Annotated in this window: 16 protein-coding genes; 10 read left to right on the plus strand and 6 right to left on the minus strand. The window is 64.6% G+C overall.

All coding sequences use genetic code 11. The annotated features are described in order from the left end of the window. Window positions 1–4: 4 nt before the first annotated feature. The gene (locus ACFI9K_RS11445) at window positions 5–694 is read right to left on the minus strand and encodes a TetR/AcrR family transcriptional regulator (protein ID WP_462663599.1); all 690 of its coding nucleotides are present in this window, start codon (window positions 692–694) and stop codon (window positions 5–7) included. 117 nt (window positions 695–811) lie between these two features. Here ACFI9K_RS11445 and ACFI9K_RS11450 point away from each other — a divergent pair, with 117 nt between their 5' ends. Beyond that, on the plus strand, window positions 812–1,744 hold the full coding sequence (locus ACFI9K_RS11450; RefSeq protein WP_462663600.1) for an NAD-dependent epimerase/dehydratase family protein: 933 nt from the start codon (window positions 812–814) through the stop codon (window positions 1,742–1,744). A 24-nt stretch (window positions 1,745–1,768) separates the two neighbouring features. After that, complete coding sequence (locus ACFI9K_RS11455) at window positions 1,769–3,055, plus strand: MFS transporter (protein ID WP_462663601.1); 1,287 nt, start codon at window positions 1,769–1,771, stop codon at window positions 3,053–3,055. A gap of 46 nt (window positions 3,056–3,101) precedes the next feature. On the opposite strand, the gene ACFI9K_RS11460 is transcribed toward ACFI9K_RS11455, so the two are convergent. Continuing rightward, window positions 3,102–4,568, minus strand: coding sequence for a CCA tRNA nucleotidyltransferase (locus ACFI9K_RS11460; protein ID WP_462663602.1), 1,467 nt, complete (start codon window positions 4,566–4,568; stop codon window positions 3,102–3,104). Window positions 4,569–4,669: 101 nt separating this feature from the next. On the opposite strand from ACFI9K_RS11460, the gene ACFI9K_RS11465 reads away from it, so the two are divergent. From ACFI9K_RS11465 to ACFI9K_RS11500, 8 genes are all read left to right on the plus strand, one after another. Beyond that, complete coding sequence (locus ACFI9K_RS11465) at window positions 4,670–5,245, plus strand: NUDIX hydrolase (RefSeq protein ID WP_462663603.1); 576 nt, start codon at window positions 4,670–4,672, stop codon at window positions 5,243–5,245. Then, window positions 5,242–7,662: a glycoprotein gene (locus ACFI9K_RS11470; protein WP_462663604.1), complete on the plus strand. Its 2,421-nt coding sequence runs from the start codon at window positions 5,242–5,244 to the stop codon at window positions 7,660–7,662. Before ACFI9K_RS11465 ends, ACFI9K_RS11470 begins: the two co-directional genes overlap by 4 nt. Beyond that, window positions 7,659–11,888 carry a murein biosynthesis integral membrane protein MurJ gene (locus ACFI9K_RS11475; RefSeq protein WP_462663605.1) on the plus strand — a complete coding sequence of 1,410 codons (4,230 nt, stop codon included), beginning with the start codon at window positions 7,659–7,661 and terminating at the stop codon, window positions 11,886–11,888. The genes ACFI9K_RS11470 and ACFI9K_RS11475 overlap by 4 nt, the downstream gene beginning before the upstream one ends. Before the next feature lie 99 nt (window positions 11,889–11,987). Next, window positions 11,988–12,569 (plus strand): RNA polymerase sigma factor SigM, encoded by a 582-nt coding sequence (gene sigM, locus ACFI9K_RS11480; protein WP_462663606.1) that lies wholly within the window; start codon window positions 11,988–11,990, stop codon window positions 12,567–12,569. Window positions 12,570–12,628: 59 nt separating this feature from the next. Next, entirely contained in the window at window positions 12,629–13,360 is a 732-nt protein-coding gene (locus ACFI9K_RS11485; RefSeq protein ID WP_462663607.1) for a hypothetical protein, read from the plus strand. A gap of 125 nt (window positions 13,361–13,485) precedes the next feature. Continuing rightward, window positions 13,486–14,475 carry a thioredoxin-disulfide reductase gene (gene trxB, locus ACFI9K_RS11490; protein WP_462663608.1) on the plus strand — a complete coding sequence of 330 codons (990 nt, stop codon included), beginning with the start codon at window positions 13,486–13,488 and terminating at the stop codon, window positions 14,473–14,475. Window positions 14,476–14,519: 44 nt separating this feature from the next. Then, complete coding sequence (gene trxA / locus ACFI9K_RS11495; protein WP_462663609.1) at window positions 14,520–14,852, plus strand: thioredoxin; 333 nt, start codon at window positions 14,520–14,522, stop codon at window positions 14,850–14,852. A 135-nt stretch (window positions 14,853–14,987) separates the two neighbouring features. After that, window positions 14,988–16,181 (plus strand): N-acetylmuramoyl-L-alanine amidase, encoded by a 1,194-nt coding sequence (locus ACFI9K_RS11500; RefSeq protein ID WP_206511059.1) that lies wholly within the window; start codon window positions 14,988–14,990, stop codon window positions 16,179–16,181. Between the two features lie 2 nt (window positions 16,182–16,183). Here the strand turns inward: ACFI9K_RS11500 and ACFI9K_RS11505 are convergent, their stop codons facing one another. From ACFI9K_RS11505 to rsmG, 4 genes are all read right to left on the minus strand, one after another. Then, entirely contained in the window at window positions 16,184–16,864 is a 681-nt protein-coding gene (locus tag ACFI9K_RS11505; RefSeq protein WP_462663610.1) for a GNAT family N-acetyltransferase, read from the minus strand. Between the two features lie 234 nt (window positions 16,865–17,098). Further along, the gene (locus tag ACFI9K_RS11510) at window positions 17,099–18,175 is read right to left on the minus strand and encodes a ParB/RepB/Spo0J family partition protein (protein WP_462663611.1); all 1,077 of its coding nucleotides are present in this window, start codon (window positions 18,173–18,175) and stop codon (window positions 17,099–17,101) included. A gap of 4 nt (window positions 18,176–18,179) precedes the next feature. Continuing rightward, entirely contained in the window at window positions 18,180–19,184 is a 1,005-nt protein-coding gene (locus tag ACFI9K_RS11515) for a ParA family protein (protein ID WP_462663612.1), read from the minus strand. Window positions 19,185–19,282: 98 nt separating this feature from the next. After that, entirely contained in the window at window positions 19,283–19,960 is a 678-nt protein-coding gene (rsmG, locus tag ACFI9K_RS11520; protein WP_462663613.1) for a 16S rRNA (guanine(527)-N(7))-methyltransferase RsmG, read from the minus strand. Window positions 19,961–22,119 lie beyond the last annotated feature (2,159 nt).

Here is a 22,119-nt window from a genome sequence, read left to right on the forward strand (position 1 = left end):
GGTCCTATTCGAGCCCGGCAATCTTGGTCAGAATTCCCAACTGGAACTCGAACAGCGCGTCGCGATCGGCGAAGGTCGTCGCGCCGTATTGGTCGAACACGTCGAAGTTGACGGCACCGAACAGTGACGCCCACACCATCACGCCCAGGGCGATGAGGTCGTCGGACAGGTTCATCTCCATCTGGGCGCGGATGTCGTCGAAACTGACGTGCAGCGAGGTCAACTCGGTGGGGGCCGGTGCGATGTCCGGGCGACGGACCGTCCAGGCCGAGTGCAGGACTGTGACCAGCGTGGTGATCACTCTGGTACCCGGGCCGGTCGTTTGTTCGGCAGGCGCGTGGTAGCCGGGAACGGGGCTGCCGAACAGGAGCGCGTAGCGGGCCGGCTCACGCAGCCCCCACCGACGTACCGTCCGGCTCAATGCACGGAACTTGTTGCCTGGACCGTCCGCCGCGGCCACGGCGGCGTCCACTTCGTCGCCCAGCTCGGAATACGCATCGACGACGAGCAACGTCAGGAGTTCGTCTCGGCTGGAGACGTAGCGGTACACCGCCGACGACACGACGCCCAGGTCTCGGGCGACCGCGCGCAACGACAGGGCAGCGGCACCGTCCGCGGCCAGGTGTTCGCGTCCGATGCGGGTGATGTCGCTCAGTGTCTGGGCGCGGGCTCGGGTGCGTGGGGTGCTCGCCATGCTCGCTACTGTAACTCCCGCTCTTTTCCGAGAGCAGTGCTCTTGCATTTATCCGACCAAGGGTGCACACTCGATACAACAGAGAGCACCGCTCTCGTTCACAGAAACGGAGTAGCCATGTCAGAACTTCACGTCGTCACCGGTGCCGGGCCCGTCGGCTGGGCAGTCGCCGAACAGCTTGCCGCCGAGGGCCGTTCGGTTCGCGTCCTCACCCGCTCCGGCAGCGGACCACTGCACCCGAACGTCGAACGGCGATCGGTCGACATCGAGTCCGACGACCTCGGACCTCACTTCGACGGAGCGACCGCCATCTACCACTGCACCCACGTCGCCTACGAGGACAAGGTGTGGCGCGAGAAGCTCGAGGCCATGGAGAAGCGGGTTCTCGACGCCGCCGCCGGCACGATCGTGACATTTCCCGAGAGCCTCTACGCCTACGGCCGAATCGACGGACCCATTCGCGAGGATGCACCTCGCACCGCAACGTTCCGGAAACTCGGTGTACGCACCCAGCTGCTGGCGGCACGCGATCGTCACGCGACGCCGACCGTCAGCGTCGCCGCATCCGACTTCTACGGCCCGAGGGTGCTGACCTCCCACATGGGAGACCGAGTGATCGCCAATGTGCTCGCCGGTAAGACGGTTCGACTGATCGGTGCCGCAGACCTACCGCACTCCTTCACGTATGTGCCCGACTTCGCAGCGGCCATGATCGCCGCAGCCGCGAACCCGTCCACCTGGAACACCGTCTTGCATGCGCCTACTGCTCCGGCCGTATCCCAGCGGAAGATGGTCGAAATGTACGCGGCAGCAGCGCACGTGCCCGTGCCGAAGGTCGGCTTCGTACCACCCTGGGTCATGCAGGTTCTCGGCGTGATCCCCGGGCCGATGAAGGAACTGGGAGACACCCTCTACCAGTTCCGCTACCCCTACATTCTCGATTCGAGCCGCAGCGAGCGCGTTCTCGGCCTGCAGCCCACCCCGTTGCGCGACGGCACCGCCGCCACCATCGCATGGTGGAAGGCCGGTAAGCCCGCAGTATCGGTGTGAGCGTCGGCGGATAGAGTCCCGTCGGTGAACGACGCCTCCTTCCGTACCCGCCTACGTCAGTCCCCGGGAGTCGGCAAGCTCACCACCGTCAGGTTCGCCGGTCAGTTCGGTGATGGATTGTTCCAAGCCGCACTCAGTGGTGCCATCCTGTTCAATCCCGAGCGCGCGACGAATCCGGCCGAGATCGCCGCCGGGTTCGCCGTGTTGCTCGTCCCGTACTCACTCGTGGGTCCTTTCGCCGGCGCATTGCTCGATCGCTGGGATCGTCGATCGGTTCTGTTGTGGGCCAACGTCGTTCGCATCGCTCTCATCACCGCGACCGCGATGCTGCTGTGCTCCGGGGTCGACGCAACACCGCTGCTGCTGTTGGCTCTGGCCACCGTCGGACTCAGTCGATTCGTCCTGGCGGGCGCGTCGGCATCCTTGCCGCACGTGGTGCGGCAATCGTGGCTGGTCCCGATGAACTCGGTACTGGCCACCGTCGGCTCCGGGTTCGCGGCGGCCGGTGCCGGCCTCGCGGTCGCGGTGATCGGCGTCGTCGGAGCGGGGGATCTCGGCTCGGGCGTCGCCGTCGGGCTGGCGGCGACCGGATCGGTGATCGGTGCCGTCGCCGCCGCACGGTTCCGGCCGCGATCCCTCGGTCCCGACACCGACGAACGGCCCGAGAATCCACTGAAAGATGTTGCTGCCGGGCTGAAATCGGGCGCCCTTGCCGTGTGGGAGTCGCCGGGGGTAACCACCGCGATGATCGGCATCGGGGCGCACCGGATCGTCTTCGGGATCAACACGCTCATCATGGTGCTGGTGCTGCGCGAGACCACGCAGAGTTCCCTGCCGGGCGGGCTCGCCGGCTTCGGCATCGCCGTCGGGGCCACGGCCACCGGCATGTTCCTTGCTGCCGTGATCGCTCCGTTCGCCATCCCGCGGTTCGGACGCACCCGCACCATCGCGGTTGCCCTCGTGCTCGCGATCGCCGCGCAGGTCGGTGCCGTCTCCGGCCTCACCCAGACCAGCTTGCTGATCGGAGCCTTCCTCCTCGGCATCGCCGGGCAGACCGTCAAACTCAGCGGCGATGCCGCCATGCAGATCGAGATCGACGACGCCCATCGAGGGCGTGTCTTCGCGTTGCAGGACACCGTGTTCAACGTGGCGTTCGTCGGTGCCCTCGCGGCCGCCGCTTTCGCCGTCGGTCCCGACGCCACCGAGCTGAGCCAGGATCCCACTGCGCACGCGCTGGTGTTCGTCGGAGCAGGAATCTACGCCGTCGGCTTCGCCGCAGCGGTGCTCAACACCCGGCGCGCACCGCGCTGACGTGGTGTAACTTCCCGAGCTTCGCTCATTGTGCGCGCGGGACGCGCTAGTGCGTAGGCCACCACTCGAGCAACGCCCGTTCGGCTTCCTCACGCGAGAGGGGTCCACGGTCCAGCCGGAGCTCCTTCAAGAACTTCCACGCCTTGCCCACGTCGGGTCCGGCCGGGATGTTCAGCAACTCCATGATCGCGTTGCCGTCGAGGTCCGGACGTACTCGCGCCAGGTCCTCCTGCTCGGCGATGCGGGTGATCCGCTCCTCCAGATCGTCGTAGGTGGCTTGCAGGGCGGCCGCTCGACGCTTGTTCCTGGTGGTCGAATCCGCCCGAACCAGCTTGTGCAGCTTGGGAAGTAGCTCGCCGGCATCGGTGGCGTAGCGGCGGACGGCCGAGTCCGTCCACTGACCCTTGCCGTAGCCGTGGAAACGCAAGTGCAGGAACACCAGATGCGAGACGTCCTCGATCATCTTCTTGGAATACTTCAAGGCGCGCATCCGCTTTCGCACCAACTTGGCACCGACGACCTCGTGGTGGTGAAAACTCACTCCACCGCCGGGCTCGTTGCGCTTGGTATCGGGCTTGCCGATGTCGTGAAGCAGTGCAGCCCAACGTAATACGAGGTCCGGATCGCCGTCCTCGAGATCGATGGCCTGCTTCAGCACAGTCAGCGAGTGCGTGTAGACGTCCTTGTGTTGATGGTGCTCGTCGATCTCGAGCTTCATGTTGGGAACCTCGGGAATGATTCGCTGCGCCAGACCCGTCTCGCACATCACGTCGATACCGTCGATCGGGTGCGCGCCGAGGATCAGCTTGTCCAGCTCGACCTGGATGCGCTCGGCCGTGATCCGGTCGATCTGATCCGCCATGTCCTCGATGGCCCGGTGCACGCGAGGCATCAGTGAGAATCCGAGTTGCGAGACGAAACGCGCAGCACGCAGCATGCGGAGGGGATCGTCGCCGAACGAGACCTCCGGTGCCGACGGCGTGTCGAGCACACCTTCGAGCAATGCGTCCATCCCGCCGAGTGGGTCGACGAACTCCTGCACGCCGTCCGCGCCCAGACGTACGGCCATGGCATTGACCGTGAAATCGCGTCGAACGAGATCCTCGTCGAGGGTGTCGCCGTACTGCACCTCGGGGTTCCGGGACACCTGGTCGTAGGAATCGGTGCGGTAGGTGGTGATCTCGATCTGCTGACCGTCCTTGGCCGCACTGATCGTGCCGAACGCGATGCCCGTGTCCCACTGATGATCCGCCCAACCCGACAGCATCGCCTGCACGTCCTCGGGCCTGGCGTCGGTGGTGAAATCCAGGTCGGTTCCCAGTCGGCCCAGCACAGCGTCGCGCACCGTGCCGCCGACGAGATACAGCTCGTGTCCGGCGGCCGCGAACAGGGCACCGAGCGGAGTCAACACCGGTGCGAGTTCACGCAGCGTCACCGCGGCTCCCGCCAGCAACCTCTCCCGGCGGGCATCGGTCTGCTCGGCGGAAACGGAGGACAGGGACTGATCGGCCACGGTGCAAGAGCCTACTGGCGCAGCGGGGACTCGATTGTCTCGGCCACTGACCGCGGTGCGGCACGGTCGAAGAGTGCGCAAGGGCAACTAGTATGGATCGGGTGTCTGCTGCCGAACGATCGAACAGGAGTCGCCGCAACCCGCGGCGGCGTCAGGCACGCGCCGACACCGAAGCACCCAAACTGCGGACCGTCCGCGAAACCTCCGCAGGCGGCCTGGTGGTCGACGGCCTCGACGGTCCGCCCGCCACCCGCTGCGCCGCCCTGATCGGACGCACCGACCGTCGGGGACGGCTGCTCTGGTCCCTGCCCAAGGGTCATATCGAGCAGGGCGAAACCGCCGAACAGACGGCCATGCGCGAGGTGGCGGAGGAGACCGGAATCCGCGGAACCGTCTTGGCGTCGCTCGGCAGCATCGACTACTGGTTCGTCACCGAGGGCCGACGCGTCCACAAGACCGTCCACCACTACCTGCTGCGATTCCTCGGCGGCGAGCTCTCGGACGAAGACCTGGAAGTCACCGAAGTCGCCTGGGTACCGCTGAGCGAACTGCCGTCACGGCTCGCCTACGCAGACGAACGCAAACTGGCCGCAATCGCCACCCGACTCATCGAAGACATGAATACCGGCGACGCAAACACCGGGAACTCGAGCGCACCGACCCCCGGCGAGAAGTGATCGTGCGGGCTCGAAAGGTCACTGCCGCCGCATTGACCTCGTTTCTCCTTGCGGTCGCACCGGCCGTCGGCGTCGCAGCGGCAATGCCCACGCAGCTCCCCACCGCCACAGCCCAACCCGATGCCTCCGCGGGCGAGGCCAGCGAAACCACCAGTGCCGTGCCGGACACTCCGAGGACGCAGTCCGGCAATCCGTTTCTGACTCTGAGCGTCGAAACCGTCGCCCCGTCGACCGTCACCACCAGTAGCGACCCCTTCGTGACCGTTCGGGCCACGGTGAAGAACACCGGCGACCGCCGCGTCGACGATGTGAGTGTTCGCCTGCAGGCATCGGGGGCCATCGATACCGCGTCCGGCCTGCGGACCTCGCTGACCCTCGACCAGGAACGGTTCGACCGCGTCGGCGATTTCGTCACTGTGGCGCAGTCGTTGGAGAAGGACGAGAGCCGGCAGTTCGACCTGTCGATGCAACTGCGGGGCAGCACCGAGCCCTCGCTCGGGATCGAGGCACCCGGCGTCTACCCGCTGCTGCTCAACGTCAACGGCACACCCGAGTACGGCGGAACCGCACGACTCGACGACGCCCGCTTCCTGCTCCCCGTCGTCGGCCTGCCCCGCAATCCGGGCGACACGGACCCCGCTGCTCCGGACGCGATGCCGCTGCCTCCCAACACACGCAACCCCGTCGCGATGACCGTGCTGTGGCCACTGGCCGACATTCCGCGCTTGGCCGCCGGATTACCGGGCTCGGTCGACGAGCGAGTGCGGCTGATCGACGACGAGCTGGCCGGCGAGCTCGCCTCGGGCGGGCGACTCGACACGCTGCTCAAGGCCGTGGAATTCGCGACGCAACCGGGACTCGATCCGGACGGCAACCTGGCGTCGAGCCTGTGTATCGGTATCGACCCGGACCTGCTGGTCACGGTCTCGAACATGACCCGCGGCTACCTCGTCGTCGACGACCCCGCCGATCCCGCCAGCACGGCCCGCGACGGAACCGGGAGCGCAGCGGCAACCGCGTGGCTCGCGCGCCTCGAAGCCATCGCGTCGAGCACCTGCGTGACGGCGATGCCGTTCGCGCAGACCGACCTCGGGGCGGTAGCCGACATCGGTGACGCCTCGCTGATCCAGGGCGCGATCTCCACCCCTGCCGACGTCGTCGACGGCATCCTGGGTATCACCTCGACCCGCGGTTTCACCTGGAGCAGCACCGGGGGCGTGGACGCCGACACTGCCGACGCGCTGCGCTCGGCGGGCAGCGGAACCGTGTTGGTCGCAGACAACAGCATCAGCCCGCCGACATCGGCACCGATGGCTCAGCTGCTCTCGACGAATGTTCCTCCGACCGGAACGCAGTCGTCCGAGGGCCAACCGACTCTCGCCGCCGCCCACTACGATTCGGCCACCGCAGCCGCGTTGGCCGGCGTGGGAGCCACCCCCTCCACACCTGCCCTCACTCCCGACAATCAGCGCTACGACCTCGATACGGACTCCCGTACGGCACGCCTGCAGGACGCTCTCGGAGCCGTCAACTTCCACGCTCTCGTCGGTGCCGATCGGCCCGGGCGCACTGTCACCGTCGCGCCGCCGCAGTACTGGACGGCCGGGGGAGACGAGCCGTCGGCGATTCTGTCCACGGTGTCCTCACTGCTGCGTTCCGGGTTGGCGACGCCCCGCCCGCTGTCGCAACTGTTGGCCGAGCCCACCTCGGGAACTCCCGTGAGCAGCATCGATGCGGCCACCGAACTCGATACCGGCACCATCGGGCTGGTGCGCTCGCAGAGCGCTCGGATCGAGACCCTGATGCAGTCGCTGGTCGAGGACCCGCAGTCGGCACTCACCCCGCGCCTGTTCACAGCGCCGCTACGCGAGGATATGCTGCGCGCGCTATCCACGGCGGGCCGAGCCAGTTCGATGGCCGAGAAGACCGGCACCACAGCATTCACCCGGCTTGCCGCTACCAGGCTCGGCATCGACGCCATCTACGGATCGGTGACCGTGTTGGCACCGGGCGGCGTGTACACGCTCGCCTCCGAGCAGAGCCCGTTGCTACTGGTCGCGCGCAACGACCTGCCGATACCGGTCAACGTGCTGCTTCGGGTCGATGCGCCCCCGGAAATGACCATCAGCGACGTCGGTATCACCCAGCTCCCCGCTCGCGGATCACGAACCATCACCATCCCGGCCGAGGTCGACGACACCCGCAATCTGTCGGTCGACTTCTCCGTGACCACACTCGACGGCAGCAGGCTCGGCGAAGTGTCCACGGTGTCCGTACGGTCGAACGCGTACGGTCAGGCGCTCGCCATAATTACCGCCTGCGCCGGCGCTCTCCTACTGTTACTTGCAGGTCGACGACTCTGGCATCGATTCAGAGGCCAACCCGACCCGGCCGACGAAGGGTACGAGAGACCATGACAGGAAACGTCCCGTACGACGGGGACCTGCCGAGGTCGCGTATGCCCGCAGCACAGGTGTTCCGGCGTACGACGCCACCGCGATCCGCGCCGTGGGAGCGGCAGTCACCTCCGGAGATGCGCTCGTATCCGGCACCGCCCCCGCTCGACGGTCAGCCGGCAGCCGACGACGCGGTCACCCAGCTCATTCCGCGGTTCCGTGACGAGGACTATCCCCAGCCGCCGTCGGGGACGGTACCGCCGACGAGGATTCCTCCGGGCGAGACCGGACCTGCACCGCAACCCGAGCCCAGGCCCCAGAAGTCGTTGCTGGCCGCATCGGGCTCGATCGCGGTAGCGACACTGGTCAGCCGCATCACCGGATTCGCCAAGCAGGTCGCCATGACGGCCACTCTCGGCCCCGCGATCGCCAGCGCGTTCACGGTCTCGACGATCCTGCCGAACATGATCTCCGAGCTGGTCCTGGGTGCCGTCCTGGGTGCCATCGTCGTTCCGGTGCTGGTGCGGGCCGAGCAGGAGGACGCCGACGGCGGCCGCGACTTCGTGCGACGCCTGTTCACCATCGCGGTCGCACTGCTCGGCACCGTAGCGCTCGCGGCAACCGTCGCAGCCCCGCTGCTCGCGCGGCTGATGCTCGACGGCGATCCGAAGGTCAACGAGGACCTGACCATCGCGTTCACCTACCTGGTGCTGCCAGCGCTGATGTTCTACGGGCTCTCCGGCCTGCTCACCGCGGTGCTGAACACCCGGCAGAACTTCAAGCCCGGTGCATGGGCACCGGTATTCAACAATCTGATCGTGCTCGGCGTGTTCGCTCTGTACCCCTTCGTCCCGGGCGAGATCACCCTGAACACGGTCGAGATGAGCAACCCCAAGATCCTCGTTCTCGGCCTCGGCGTGACTGCAGGTGTGGTCACCCAGGTCGTTGCGCTGATCCCGGCGCTTCGCCGCGAGCGCATCGATCTGCGCCCGCTGTGGGGCTTCGACGAGCGCCTGAAGAAGTTCGGCGCGATGGCAGCCGCGATCGTGCTCTACGTCGTCATCAGCCAGATCGGCCTGATCGTGGCCACCAGGATCGCGTCGGGCACCGACGATGCGAGCAACGTGATCTACTCGCAGGCCTGGATCGTGCTGCAGTTGCCGTACGGCATCCTCGGCGTCACCGTGCTGACGGCCATCATGCCCAGGCTCAGCCGCAACGCCGCCAACGGTGACACGCCCTCGGTGGTCGACGACCTCTCCGTCGCCACCCGTCTGACGATGGTGACGCTGGTTCCGATCGTGGTGTTCCTGACGTTCGCGGGGCCGTGGGTCGGTGAGGCGCTCTACGGCTTCGGCCGGTTCGCCGACGTCGCGCCCCGGCTCGGCGAGGCCGTGAGTTGGTCGGCCTTCTCGCTCATCCCGTACGCCCTCGTCCTGATCCACTTGCGCGTCTTCTACGCCCGCGAGAAGGCCTGGACGCCCACTTGGATCATCCTCGGCATCACCGCCGTCAAGATCGGTCTGTCGTTGCTCGCGCCGATCATTGCGTCCTCGCCCCAACAGGTGGTGCTGCTTCTGGGAACGGCCACCGGTCTCGGGTACACCGTCGGCGCGATCATCGGCGGATACCTGCTGCACAAGAGCCTGGGCAACCTGCGGATGGCCAACGTCGGCAAAACCATCTGGCTGGTCCTCATCGCCTCGCTGGCCGGCGGCGCGGCGATGCTCGCGATCGACCGGATCCTCGGGCTCGATGCCCTGACGAACGGCTGGATCGGCAACTTCATCCGCGTCGCGATCGACGCCGTCATCATGCTCGGCATCACGTTCTCGATTCTGTGGTTCGGCAAGATTCCCGAGGTTCTTGCGGTCACCGTCGCCCTGAGCCGGCTAGTTCGTAAATTCCGCGGTGCGCCCGCCGACCGGGACGCAGATCTGGCCGCTGCAGAAACCGGCGTGATTCCTGTTATTCGAACCGAGCCCACATGGGACACTGCGCGGGATCGGCTCCCGTACCCTGGTCCTCGGCACCCGGGGGCACACGCTCACACGGGTCGACCGTTTGCAGAACAACAGTGGGCATATTCGCCTGAAGGAGTGACAGTGACCGACGACGATGTTGCTGGGGGGCCGGCACAGTCTCCAGCAAACGAAGCCGACCGAACGAGCGGCGGAGTCGAAGTCGACACCCAGGACCGCGCCGAGAGTGTGAAGGCCGAGCCCAAGACTCCGTCCTCGACTGTGAAGCCGTCCAAGGCCGCCGCTCCGTCGTCGTCGGAAGCACCGAAAACTGCTGCTGATTCCGACAAGGGCGACGAGAAGTCGACCACTGCTGTCGAATCGACGGAGAAAGCCGACGCCGGCGAGAAGACTGCCGCCGACAAGACTGCAACCGACAAGCCCGCTACGAAGCCGGCCGATCCGACGATATCGATCTCCAAGGCCGCCCTGGCCTCGCGCCCGACCGACAAGACCATCTCGATCTCGAAAGCAGATCTGCCGGTCGAGAGCCCTACCGAGCAGAAGACTCCGGACGAGGGTTCGAGTCCCTCTTCCGAGAAGTCCGATTCCGACGACGCCACGACGGCCGTCGAAAAGACCGACAAGAAGACCGCCAAGGACGAGAAGGCTGCTACCGATAAGAAGACCGCAACCGACGAGTCCGACGCCACCACCGCCGTCCCGGCTGCCCCCGAGCGGACGCTGCGCGGCCCGACGCTGATTCCCGGTGCCTCTGTTGCCGGTGGTCGGTATCGACTGCTGGCTCCGCACGGCGGCGCACGTGGACTGAAGTTCTGGCAGGCCCACGACGTCAAGCTGGACCGCGAGGTAGCACTGACGTTCGTCGATGCCGACCAGCAGTCCACCGCGTCACCCAACGACCGCACCGAGGGCCCGCAGGCGATCCTGTCGCGTACGCTGCGCCTGGGTCGGATCAACTCTCCCGGCCTCGCGCGTGTGCTCGACGTGGTGCGCGGCAGCTCGGGCGGCATCGTCGTCGCGGAATGGACGCCCGGCCGATCGCTGCGCGAGATGGCCGACACCGTGCCTGCGCCCACCGGAGCTGCACGTGCGATCAAGGTTCTCGCTGCCGCAGCCGAGGCAGCACACCGCAGCGGCGGTGCTCTGTCGATCGATCACCCCGATCGCGTGCGCATCAGCTCGAGCGGCAACGCCGTCCTCGCTTTCCCGGCCACTCTGGCCGACGCCGATCCCAGTTCGGACGTCCGCGGTCTCGGTGCCATGCTCTATGCCCTGATCACGGCCAAATGGCCGCTGTCCGACACCACCGGCGGATCGGTGGTATCCGGCGACGAAGCTCCGGCTCGTAGCGTCGGCGGCATGCGTCCGGCCGACCGCGACGACAAGGGCGCGCCGCTCGAGCCCAGGCAGGTTCGTCCCGACGTTCCGTTCGAGATTTCGGCCGTCGCCGTGCGGGCGCTCGAACAGAACAGTGGCATCCGTACCGCCGCCACCGTCCAGCACGTCCTCGATCAGGCAGCCGTCGTCAACGACAAGACGGATTTGATGCCTGCTCTTCGATTGGGCCAGCGCGCACCGGGGGCCAGCGGGCACTCGCTCGCCGACCCCGAAGAGCTCGCCGCCGAGAAGGCCAAGGCGACCCGCACCAACATCGCGATCGCGATTCTCGGTGCCTTGACGGTCATCATCCTGGCGTTCGCCGGCTACTGGCTGTTCACCTCGATTGCCGGTGACAGCTCGGATGCCCCTCTCGACAGTCAGGAATTCGGCCTCACCACGCCGGCCGCGGCACCACCCGTCGGCGATACCGCGGCACCTCCTGCTCAGACGGGCGGGCCCGTTGCCCTGAACGGCGTCAGTGTCTTCTCGCCTCAGGGTTCGGCCGACAACCCCGGCACGGCGTCCAACGCGACCGACAACGACCCCAGCACGGCGTGGACGACCGATTCGTACTTCCAGCAGTTCCCGGCCCTGAAGAACGGCGTCGGTCTGCTCGTGACGATCCCGTCCACGGCGCTGACGAACGCGTGGATCGAATCGACGTCACCGGGAACCGTCGTCGAGATCAGGTCCGCTCCGAACGATTCTCCGAGCCTGAGCGACACCACCCTGCTCGGTGAAGCCACTCTTCAGAACGGCCGAACCGACATCCCGCTGAACGACGCCGAGCCCACCGGCAACGTGCTCGTGTGGATCACCACACTCGGAGAACAGGGTGGCCGCATCGCCACCTCGATCTCCGGGATCGGTTTCGACTCCTAGACCCGACGCTCGGTACGCAATACCGGTTCGTTTCGTACTTCACGGTCTCCATGGCCTAGGCTCCCCCCAATGCGTTAACACGGGGGGAGCCGTTTTCGTATGACCGAACGTATCGATTCGGCGCTAGGGGAGCGCACGGATGCGGAACTTCTGGCTGCTCATGCGGCCGGGGAACCGAATGCATTCGCAACACTGATCTACCGACACCACGAGCATCTGTGGCTGACGGCTCGTCGCACGAGCTACACCGCCGAGGATGCCTCCGACGCTCTGCAAGAGGCGCTACTATCCGCGCATCGCACGGCCGGGTCGTTTCGTGCCGACGCTGCCGTACGCAGCTGGTTGCACAAAATCGTCGTGAACGCCTGCCTGGATCGGATCCGCCGTAACAAGGCCCGGCCCTCGGTTCCGTTGAGCGAGAACGAAAGCCAGGAACCAGCGTCTCCCAGGGATCGCATCTCCGAGACGGAGACCACCATTCTGGTTCGGCAGGCTCTGATGACGCTCCCGTCCGACCAGCGGGCAGCCGTCGTCATAGTGGACATGGAGGGCTACTCCGTGGCCGACGCGGCCGCGTTGCTCGGCGTTCCGACCGGGACCGTCAAGAGCCGCTGCGCCCGTGGCCGACTGAAACTGTCGACGCAACTTGCCTACTTGAAAGACGCGGGGAACCGAATCTAGACCTCTCGCGTCTATATCGTGTGAGAGAGAAAGCAGATTCGGCGAAGGGAGGCAGGAACGTGTCGTCGAGCACCGACTCGCTACCCGATGCCCCGTACTCACCGGAGCTGCTGGCCGATCTGCATGGCGACGCCCTGCCCGAGGACGTCAGCAGGCGACTGTGGCCGCTGGTTCGCCGTGACGAGGAGTCGATGAAAATCCTCGCCGGTCTCGACGCGGTGTCGGCTCGACTGCAGGAGGTGGGCGAGGACACCACCGGGACGTTGCCGATTCCGCCGGACGTGATCGAGCAGATCGACCGCACGGTCCATTCGATCGAGCAGTCCACCGACCCGGTTGTCGTTCCGTTGCGATCTCGACGGCGTCCCATGGTCATCGGAATCGCTGCTGCCGCAGCACTTCTCGCTGTGGGTTCGGTCGTCGTCGCAGCCGTGTGGCGCACGCCGGACGCAGCCGAGTCGGTCGCTGCAGAACCTGTACCCGCACCGGCACCCACGGGATCGATGGTCCTCGATTCTACCGACCTCGATTCCGGTTTCGCATTGAGCATCCTCGGCAAGCGGGATTCCGGAGTTCTGTCGGACCCAGCCGACTTGGCGGCCTGCCTCGCGGCCAACGATGTCGATCCGGCAACGCAGGTTCTCGGATCCAGTCAGGTCAGGGTCGACGGCCTGGACGGAACGCTTCTGGTCTTGGCAGGCGCTCGGCCGGCCCAGTTCATCGCCCTGGCCGTGGGCAACGACTGCGGTGCGAACAACCCCGATGTCCTGACGCGGCGCGATATCGGCTGACACATCTCTCTGCGGGGAACAACTCCCTCTAGGGTGGTGTTGATCAGATGTACGTCGACCGGCAGGTGCACCAGCACTCGGCTGTCGACGGCCAGCACACGCCGCACAAGATCGGAAGGTCTCCATTGAGTACCCCCAAGGTTCACGATCTCATCATCGTCGGTTCGGGACCGGCCGGCTACACCGCCGGTGTCTACGCGGCCCGCGCAGAGCTCGAGCCGATCCTGTTCGAGGGAACCCAGTTCGGTGGGGCACTCATGACGACCACCGAGGTCGAGAACTTCCCCGGGTTCCGTGAGGGAATCATGGGCCCCGATCTGATGGAGCAGATGCGCGAGCAAGCGAAGCGATTCGGCGCCGACATCCGCACCGAGGACGTCGAGGAGCTCGATCTGACCGGTCCGATCAAGACCGTGTCCGCGGGCGGCGAGACTTACCAGGCTCGCGCGGTCATTCTGGCCATGGGTGCCGCAGCGCGTTACCTGTCGATCCCGGGCGAGGAGAAGCTGCTGGGGCGTGGCGTCAGCGCCTGCGCAACCTGCGACGGCTTCTTCTTCCGGGACCAGGACATCGCCGTCATCGGCGGCGGCGACTCTGCCATGGAGGAGGCCACCTTCCTCACCCGGTTCGCCCGCAGCGTCACAATCGTGCACCGCCGCAGCGAGTTCCGCGCGTCGCGCATCATGCTCGAGCGGGCCAAGAACAACGACAAGATCCGGTTCCTCACCGATACCAAGGTCCTCGAAGTTCTGGGCGAGACCAGTGTCACCGGAATCGCACTCGAGCACGCCGTCACCGGTGAGAAGACGACACTGGACGTGACCGGAATGTTCGTCGCCATCGGTCATGACCCCCGCAACGAACTGGTCAAGGGTCAGGTCGAGCTCGACGACGCCGGCTACGTCAAGGTCGCGTCCCCCACCTCGGCCACCTCTGTCGAGGGTGTCTTCGCCGCCGGCGACCTCGTCGACCACGTCTACCAGCAGGCGATCACCGCTGCCGGAACCGGATGTACCGCGTCGATCGACGCCGAGCGTTGGTTGGCCGAGCAAGGCGACATCACCACCAACACGCTCGAGCACGCCGATCAGCCGGTCGACGTCGTCAACGCCTGACCAGCTCTCACCCATATACCGCTTCACACATCGAGGAGATAGAAATGTCCGACGACAAGAGCACAGTCACCATCACCGACGCGTCGTTCGCCGACGACGTGCTGACGAGCGAGAAGCCCGTTCTCGTCGATTTCTGGGCCACCTGGTGCGGCCCGTGCAAGATGGTCGCACCGGTTCTCGAGGAGATTGCCGCCGAGCACAAGGACAAGCTGACGATCGCCAAGCTGGACATCGACGCCAACCCGCAGGCCGCCCGTGACTTCAAAGTGATGTCGATTCCGACGCTCATCCTCTTCCAGGGTGGCAAGCCGATCAAGCAGATCGTCGGCGCAAAGGGCAAGGCCGCGCTGCTCAAGGACCTCGAAGGCGTTATCTGATTCACCTCCGAATCGTGTGGATTGCAGCGGAAGGCAGTCTTTCTGCGACAATCATCTGATGTGCCGATGCCCAGCGTCAGCACATCAGCCGCATCGGGATGCGGTCTAGTCGGAATGATCTGGAGGCTTTCGAGGATGCAGGAACTCAGTCACGGCGATTCCGGACCCGCCGTCGCCGAGGTCCGCGGCACCCTGTCGGCTCTCGGCTTTCTCCATGAGGCCGTGGTTCCGCCCGGTCCGATGGACGACGGTCACTGGACCGCTCCTGGCTCTGTCTTCGACGCTGCCCTCGGCGGTGCCGTACGCGCATTCCAGCAGCACCGCGGCCTGTTGGTCGACGGCGTCGTCGGCCCGGCCACGTACCGCGCCCTCAAGGAGGCGTCGTACCATCTCGGTGCCCGCACCTTGATCTACCAGTTGTCCGCCCCGCTGTACGGAGACGACGTCGCCACTCTGCAGACACGTCTGCAGGACTTGGGCTTCTACAGCGAACGCGTCGACGGCTTCTTCGGCCCTCGGACCCACGAAGGCCTGTCTTCCTTCCAGCGCGAAATCGGTCTTTCGCCGGACGGTATCTGCGGCCCGGCCACGTTGCGTTCGCTCGACCTCCTCGGAACCCGTGTCACCGGCGGATCACCTCACGCCATGAGCGAGGAAGAACTCGTCCGTAAGTCCGGACCGCAGTTGACCGGCAAGCGCATCGTCATCGATCCCGATCTCGGCGGCGCCGACACCGGACGCATCGTCGACGGCCCACTGGGTCGCGTCTCCGAATCGGAGATTCTGTGGGACTTGGCCAGTCGCCTCGAGGGCCGCATGGCCGCGACCGGAATGGATACGTTCCTCTCCCGCGCCCGTGGTACCAATCCCTCCGTGGCCGACCGCGCCGAGACCGCCAATGCCTGGGGAGCTGATCTGATGATCTCCCTACGATGCGCATCGAGCACCAGTCCGGTAGCCAATGGCGTCGCCAGTTTCCACTTCGGTAATTCGCACGGTTCTACGTCCATGATCGGCCAGGTTCTCACCAGCTATGTGCAGCGCGAAATTGTCGCGCGCACACCGCTTCTGGATTGCCGCAGCCACGGTCGAACCTGGGACCTGTTGCGCCTGACCAACATGCCGACCATTCAGATCGACGTCGGATACCTCACCAACGAGTCCGACGTCGAGGTCCTGTCCGACCCGCGATACCGCGACATCATCGCCGAAGCAATTCTGATTTCCGTCAAACGTCTGTACCTATTGGGTCAGGACGATCAGCCGACCGGAACCTTCACGTTCGCCGAATTGCTCGCCGAGGAACTCGCCGCCGCCGATCGTCCCTGAACTCAACGGGCGCCGACGGTCGACTTCTGCTCGATGTCGACCACCGAGATGCTGGCCGCAATGAGCAACTGCTCCAAGGCGGATTCCACGTCCTGCTTCCAGCCGTGGTCTCGATCGAGTTCGAGTCGCAGTCTCGGAAATCTGTGATGGGGTGCAACTACTTCGAAGCCCACCTTCTCGAGGAAGTCGGCTTCGATCATGCACGTCGCTGCCGAACACGTCACGTGTGCTGTCGCGTTCGGAACCACAGGTGCCGCGTCGTCAGCGTTGTGCCGAATGCCGAACGCTTCCAAGGCGCGAACACCGCGATTGACAAGATCTCCTACAACCGCCTGAATCAACGTTGCCGAGTGCAGATCGGCGTCGTCCGGAGACTCGATCCGTAGTTGTGTCAAGAGCACCGCGTCGTGGCTCACGGGCGACGTCGGAAACGTCGTCGCCCGTGGAACAGCACGAGGTGGGCAGTAGAGCGCGCATCCGATGGTCTTGCCGTCGAGGGACAGCAGCTGCCCACATGAGCCCCACTCGAGCATGATGGTCGACAACCACACTTCGTTCTCGAACTCGAGGTCTACCGTCGCATCTTCGGACGCCGGATCGAGAACCCAGAAGCTGCAGCGCCGCGAATGCGACGGCAGATGCTCGAACGAACCGAGTGTCACTCCGGTCACCATCGCCGACACCGCTTACCTCAGCCTTCGTGCATTCGTACCAACGCGAAATTCTCTGTAGGAGCCGATCCGCCCCTCGACAACAATAGGCGATTCGCCCACGTCACCATTCGTACGGATCGATTTCCTGAAAATTGTTGATAGACAATATTTTTGGTGTGTTCTTCGCTTGTTCAGCACCGCGCCTGGCCGAATTCCGTCACAGTGACGTTTCACCCGCGTATGTCTGGTCCTGAAAAAACGATGCTACTTTTTCTTCTGAGCTTCCATCATGTCGACGATCCTTTCGAGGTCATCGACGGACCCGAATTCGACCACGATCTTGCCTTTTCGCTTACCCAGACTGACCGTGACTCGGGTATCGAAGGAATCGGAAAGTCGATCGGCGACGTCCTGAAGCCCCGGCATCTGAATCGGCTTGCGCCGAGGTGCCGGTTCCGGGTTCGCTCCATCTTCCCGATTGGCGAGAGTGACCGCTTCCTCGGTGGCGCGGACGGACAACCCTTCGGCCACGATTCTCGCAGCCAACGACTCCTGAGCATCCGAGCCTGCGTCCAACGACAGCAGCGCGCGAGCGTGACCGGCCGATAGAACTCCCGCCGCAACCCGGCGCTGCACCGGAATCGGTAGCTTCAACAGCCGAATCATGTTGGTCACAACCGGACGCGAACGGCCGATCTTGGCCGCGAGTTCCTCGTGGGTGACGTCGAATTCCTCGAGGAGTTGCTGATACGCCGCCGCCTCCTCGAGAGGATTGAGCTGTACTCGATGGATGTTTTCGAGCAATGCATCGCGCAGCATCGCGTCATCTGCCGTCTCGCGCACGATCGCCGGGATCGTTTCGAGGCCGGCTTCTTGACTGGCACGCCACCGACGCTCGCCCATGACGAGCTGATATTTTGCGTCCCCGGCAGCAGCAGAACCCGAGAGCAACCGAACCACAATAGGCTGCATGAGCCCGAACTCGCGGATCGAGTGCACGAGTTCGCCCAAGGATTCTTCGTCGAAAACGTGTCTGGGCTGCTTCGGATTGGCTTCGATACGGTCGGGTGAAATCTCGCGGTAGACGGCACCGACGGGGGAGAGGTCGTCCCCATTGAGCACCGGCGGGGTCGGTGTGGGTGCCGTAGCCGTCTCGGTGGCGTCGTCGATCGACGCACCGCGCTTGGACTTGGTGGATGTATCCGGCTTGTCCTTGGCATTGCGGTCCGCGCCGATGATGACGTCTGCTGCCGCGCTGCCGAGGCGTGGTCCGGCATCCGGGCCCGTGGGAATGAGCGAGGCGAGACCTCGACCGAGGCCGCCTTTACGTGCTTGGCTCATCTGATTACTTCTTTCGTGCTTCGTCGATGCCGGCCGACCGGGCGGCAAGTTCTCGTCCGGCGTCCAGGTAGCTCATGGCACCTCGGGAACCGGGGTCGTAGTCGAGCACCGTCATGCCGTAGCCGGGTGCCTCGGATACCTTGACGCTGCGCGGGATGACGGCTCGCAGAACAGCGTCACCGAAGTGTTTACGGACCTCTTCGGCGACCTGATCCGCCAGTTTCGTACGCCCGTCGTACATCGTCAGGATCACGGTGGAGACATGCAATTCGGGATTGAGATGCGATTGCACCAGCTCGATATTTCGAAGAAGTTGCCCCACTCCTTCGAGTGCGTAGTACTCGCATTGAATCGGAATGAGTACTTCTGTGGCCGCAACCAAGGCGTTGACGGTGAGCAGTCCGAGCGACGGCGGGCAGTCGATCAGAATGAAATCTGCGTCGATACCTGCGAGCTCCTCGACCGACAGCGCTGTCTTGAGTCGACCCTCTCGGGCCACCATCGACACCAATTCGATCTCGGCACCGGCAAGATCGATGGTGGCCGGAATGCAGAAGAGGCGTTCGCTGTGCGGGCTCTGCTGAACGGCATCCCTGGCTCTCACTTCCCCGATGAGGACCTCGTAGCTCGACGGCACACCGGAGTGATGCTCGACGCCGAGCGCCGTGCTGGCGTTGCCCTGAGGGTCGAGATCGACCACCAGAACTGTCAGTCCCTGCAGTGCGAGCGCAGCAGCCAAGTTCACGGCAGTGGTGGTCTTGCCGACACCGCCCTTCTGATTGGCGATCGTCAGCATGCGTCGTTTCGCCGGCTTCGGGAGTGACACCGACCCCGGGTGGAGAACCTGACTGGCTCGATGAGCCGCGGCACCGATCGGGGTGTCGTCGGTCGAGATCGCGTTGGTGTACTCGAAGTCGGAGCTCTTTTTCACCGCCGACCCGGTCTGGTTGGACGCGTTCTTCTTCGATGCTGTTTCACGTGAAACAGCGGGATCGGACCCACCCGACATATGTGCTCCTTAGTGCGGAACTGACTGTGTTCGATACGAGCGACAGGAACGAACCCCGAACTCACGAGTCTGCGGCTCGAACTCCAGGGCCGGCAACCTCAGTGACGACTGGATCTTCGAGGCTGACGCACTGCTCTGACGACGATGGTGGGAGTGGGTAGAAGGTCCACTCCGCACTCCACTACCTCCAGCTTGCCAGCACCCATCCGAGTGAGGGAAGCCCGGTCTCTCTCGACCTCTTCGCCCGCACTCGATCCCTTCAGCGCCAACATGCGTCCGTTGTCGTGAACCAGAGGCAGCGACCATTTGGCGAGCTTCTCCAGCGGCGCGACTGCCCGCGACGTCACGACATCGGCACCGCCGGCTTCCTTCTTGACCCCAGGCTGTTCCGCGCGACCGCGGACAACAAGAACGTTGAGATCGAGCTCTTCGATGATCTCGGCGAGATAGACGGTTCGCCGCAGCAGAGGTTCAACGAGGGTCACCCGAAGATCGGGTCTCGCTATCGCCAACGGGATTCCGGGCAGGCCCGCACCGCTCCCGATATCGACGACCGTCTCGCCCTCGTCTATAAGTTCGCCGATGGCCGCGCAGTTAAGAATGTGGCGCTCCCAGAGCCGTGGAATCTCTCGGGGTCCGATGAGCCCGCGTTCCACTCCGGCCGTCGCCAGCGAGTCGTGATACTTCTGGGCCAGATCGATTCGATCGCCGAAAACCTGATCCGCAATCGACATCAAATGGGCAGTGTCCGAGCCTTCTTGTTCCACGTGAAACATCTTCCCGCGCTGGGGCGCGGAACGCCAAACGACATCGCGAAAACTAACGAATTGAGACCATGTGTTGGGGTGAGGCACCGAACCGGAGTCGATCGGTCGATTCCCTCGCCTGGTTCTCCGCCCATCACCAACACTCGGCCGTCCCAGGCGGGATGAAGGTGGACGACGGTTGGAGGTCCGGTGCGGCGAGTGTGCTGGACGATCGGCAAAGGCCTCGCTTGCACTCGGCTCTTGAACGGGAAGCGCCGAGCAGAGACACCCACGAGCGGTGCGAAGGTAGCCGGTGGTTGACGGGGCCAGTGCGGCCGGTGTGCCGGACGGCGGGCAGTGTTCTCGTTTGCACTCGCTCTTTGATGGGAAGCGTCGAGCAGAGACACCCGCGAGCGGTGCGAAGGTGGACGACAGTCGGCGGTCCTGTGCGGACACTCGACACTGGCCTCGTCTGTACGCAATTCCTCATGAGGAGTAATCGAGCGCAGACATACAAGATCTGTCCTCGATCAACCGACGGTGTACGACGCGCGCCCTCAGTTGGATAGCGGCGTGATCGCTACCCAACCGACCAATCGATCGCACGCTGCGGAGGTGGTCTCCCATGACCGAAGCCGACACGATGGGTCCATGACGCACCGGTCATTCTGCCGAGCACTTCGGGGCCGGCTGACACCGGTAGCCCACTCGGTGTTTCACGTGAAACGGTTCGTGTCTTGGGGCGTATCCGTCGCGTGTCGGAAGGCACTCGAACCCATGGCCTCACCATCTGTTCGAGCAGTGCCCATCATCCGTCTGCTCGCGGTAACGCATCCAATTTTTCGGACCGGTGCCCGATGCGACGACACACTCTCAGCTCGCAGCCGGACCCCGGATCTGATTCCGTCGGCCGGCCGATCTGATCGAACACGGAGATGTTTCACGTGAAACCGAAGTCGGTGTAATCAACCGAGCTGTGTCTCCATTGCGATGCCTGCAGCGTTACTAGACGTTGAGCCAGCCGGAGGGATACCCGAACCGGAACCCGGACAGATGATGCACCCCGGGCGGCACGCACGACGGCGAGTGTAAGTTCGGCGGCATCTTGACCTTCCCACGAGGTCTCCTCGTCGCTCCCAGTCTCGTCGGCCCGCAAGACGGCGAGCATCAGTCATCCGAACGTCCCGACCTCTCGCTCAACGTCTTCTCGACGATCTGAGTCCCGTCGGCACGCTGCCGTGTTTCACGTGAAACTTTGCCACCACTCGGGGTTGGGCCTCCTCCACAAACGGGGATAGATCGGGAAAATTCGCCCTCGGTCGTCCTGTCGTGTCGTTGCCATCTCGACGAAGGGCTTGCAATGACGATGGCGTCTCGGACCGGACGGTGTGGCTTCCTCTGTGCCGACCGCATCGACTTCAGCTTTTGCCAACACGTTGTATCCATCACGGCGAAACATCACTTGGATAGACGACATCCAGACGCGGCCACGCCTGACCGCTCGATCGCGAAACGCCGCATCCCTTGCAAGCCGAGTGGCTTCGATCCACATCGATCCGCAATCGGCGGCGGCGGGCCCCGATAACGCGCTAACCGTGTTGGAGCGAGCAGCAATCAGCGAGGCCGCGGCTTGCTCCCCGAGCCGAGGCACGAAGCTCATCCCGAACGGAATGTTCCAGGATCAAAGATGTCCCGTCGTAAATTGGCCGACATACTCGAGACCGTGCTGACCGCTCGCGGGCAGCACTCAGTTGACGCGCAAACACAAGGCTCCACGAACAGCTCTCGGCTACTTCTGCGGCTCCACGATCGAAGAGTATCCCGATCGGCTCAGCTGCTCAGTACACAGGGGACCTCGTCGAGATCCAAGCGCCAATCGTCGTCGTCCGCATTCGGCTGATCTCGCACGGACCATGACGAGGACCCCTGACTATGTGCTGCCGTTAATTTTTGTTCACCCCACACTGCACCCGTTTCACGTGAAACATCGCGAGTAGGTGCCACATCAAATTTTCTGGATCAGATCTGCATGGGGAGTGCGAGTTTGCCGGCACCGGTGCCGAGCTGTCAGGAGGCCGGACGAAACCCACCAAGTCGAACGGATCCTTATCGGCGGATCACCTTCCACCCGTCACCGCTGTTTCACGTGAAACCAGAGGCAACACCCCGGCTCGACTTCGATCGGCGGT

It is taken from the genome of Rhodococcus sp. PSi06, assembly GCF_054960675.1.

Excerpts from the sequence above, each read along its gene's own strand:
- ACFI9K_RS11445 (WP_462663599.1), bottom strand. The coding sequence starts at position 694 with ATGGCGAGCACCCCACGCACCCGAGCCCGCGCCCAGACACTGAGCGAC.
- ACFI9K_RS11450 (WP_462663600.1), top strand. The coding sequence starts at position 812 with ATGTCAGAACTTCACGTCGTCACCGGTGCCGGGCCCGTCGGCTGGGCA.
- ACFI9K_RS11475 (WP_462663605.1), top strand. The coding sequence starts at position 7,659 with ATGACAGGAAACGTCCCGTACGACGGGGACCTGCCGAGGTCGCGTATG.
- sigM (WP_462663606.1), top strand. The coding sequence starts at position 11,988 with ATGACCGAACGTATCGATTCGGCGCTAGGGGAGCGCACGGATGCGGAA.
- trxA (WP_462663609.1), top strand. The coding sequence starts at position 14,520 with ATGTCCGACGACAAGAGCACAGTCACCATCACCGACGCGTCGTTCGCC.
- ACFI9K_RS11500 (WP_206511059.1), top strand. The coding sequence starts at position 14,988 with ATGCAGGAACTCAGTCACGGCGATTCCGGACCCGCCGTCGCCGAGGTC.
- ACFI9K_RS11510 (WP_462663611.1), bottom strand. The coding sequence starts at position 18,175 with ATGAGCCAAGCACGTAAAGGCGGCCTCGGTCGAGGTCTCGCCTCGCTC.
- ACFI9K_RS11515 (WP_462663612.1), bottom strand. The coding sequence starts at position 19,184 with ATGTCGGGTGGGTCCGATCCCGCTGTTTCACGTGAAACAGCATCGAAG.
- rsmG (WP_462663613.1), bottom strand. The coding sequence starts at position 19,960 with ATGTTTCACGTGGAACAAGAAGGCTCGGACACTGCCCATTTGATGTCG.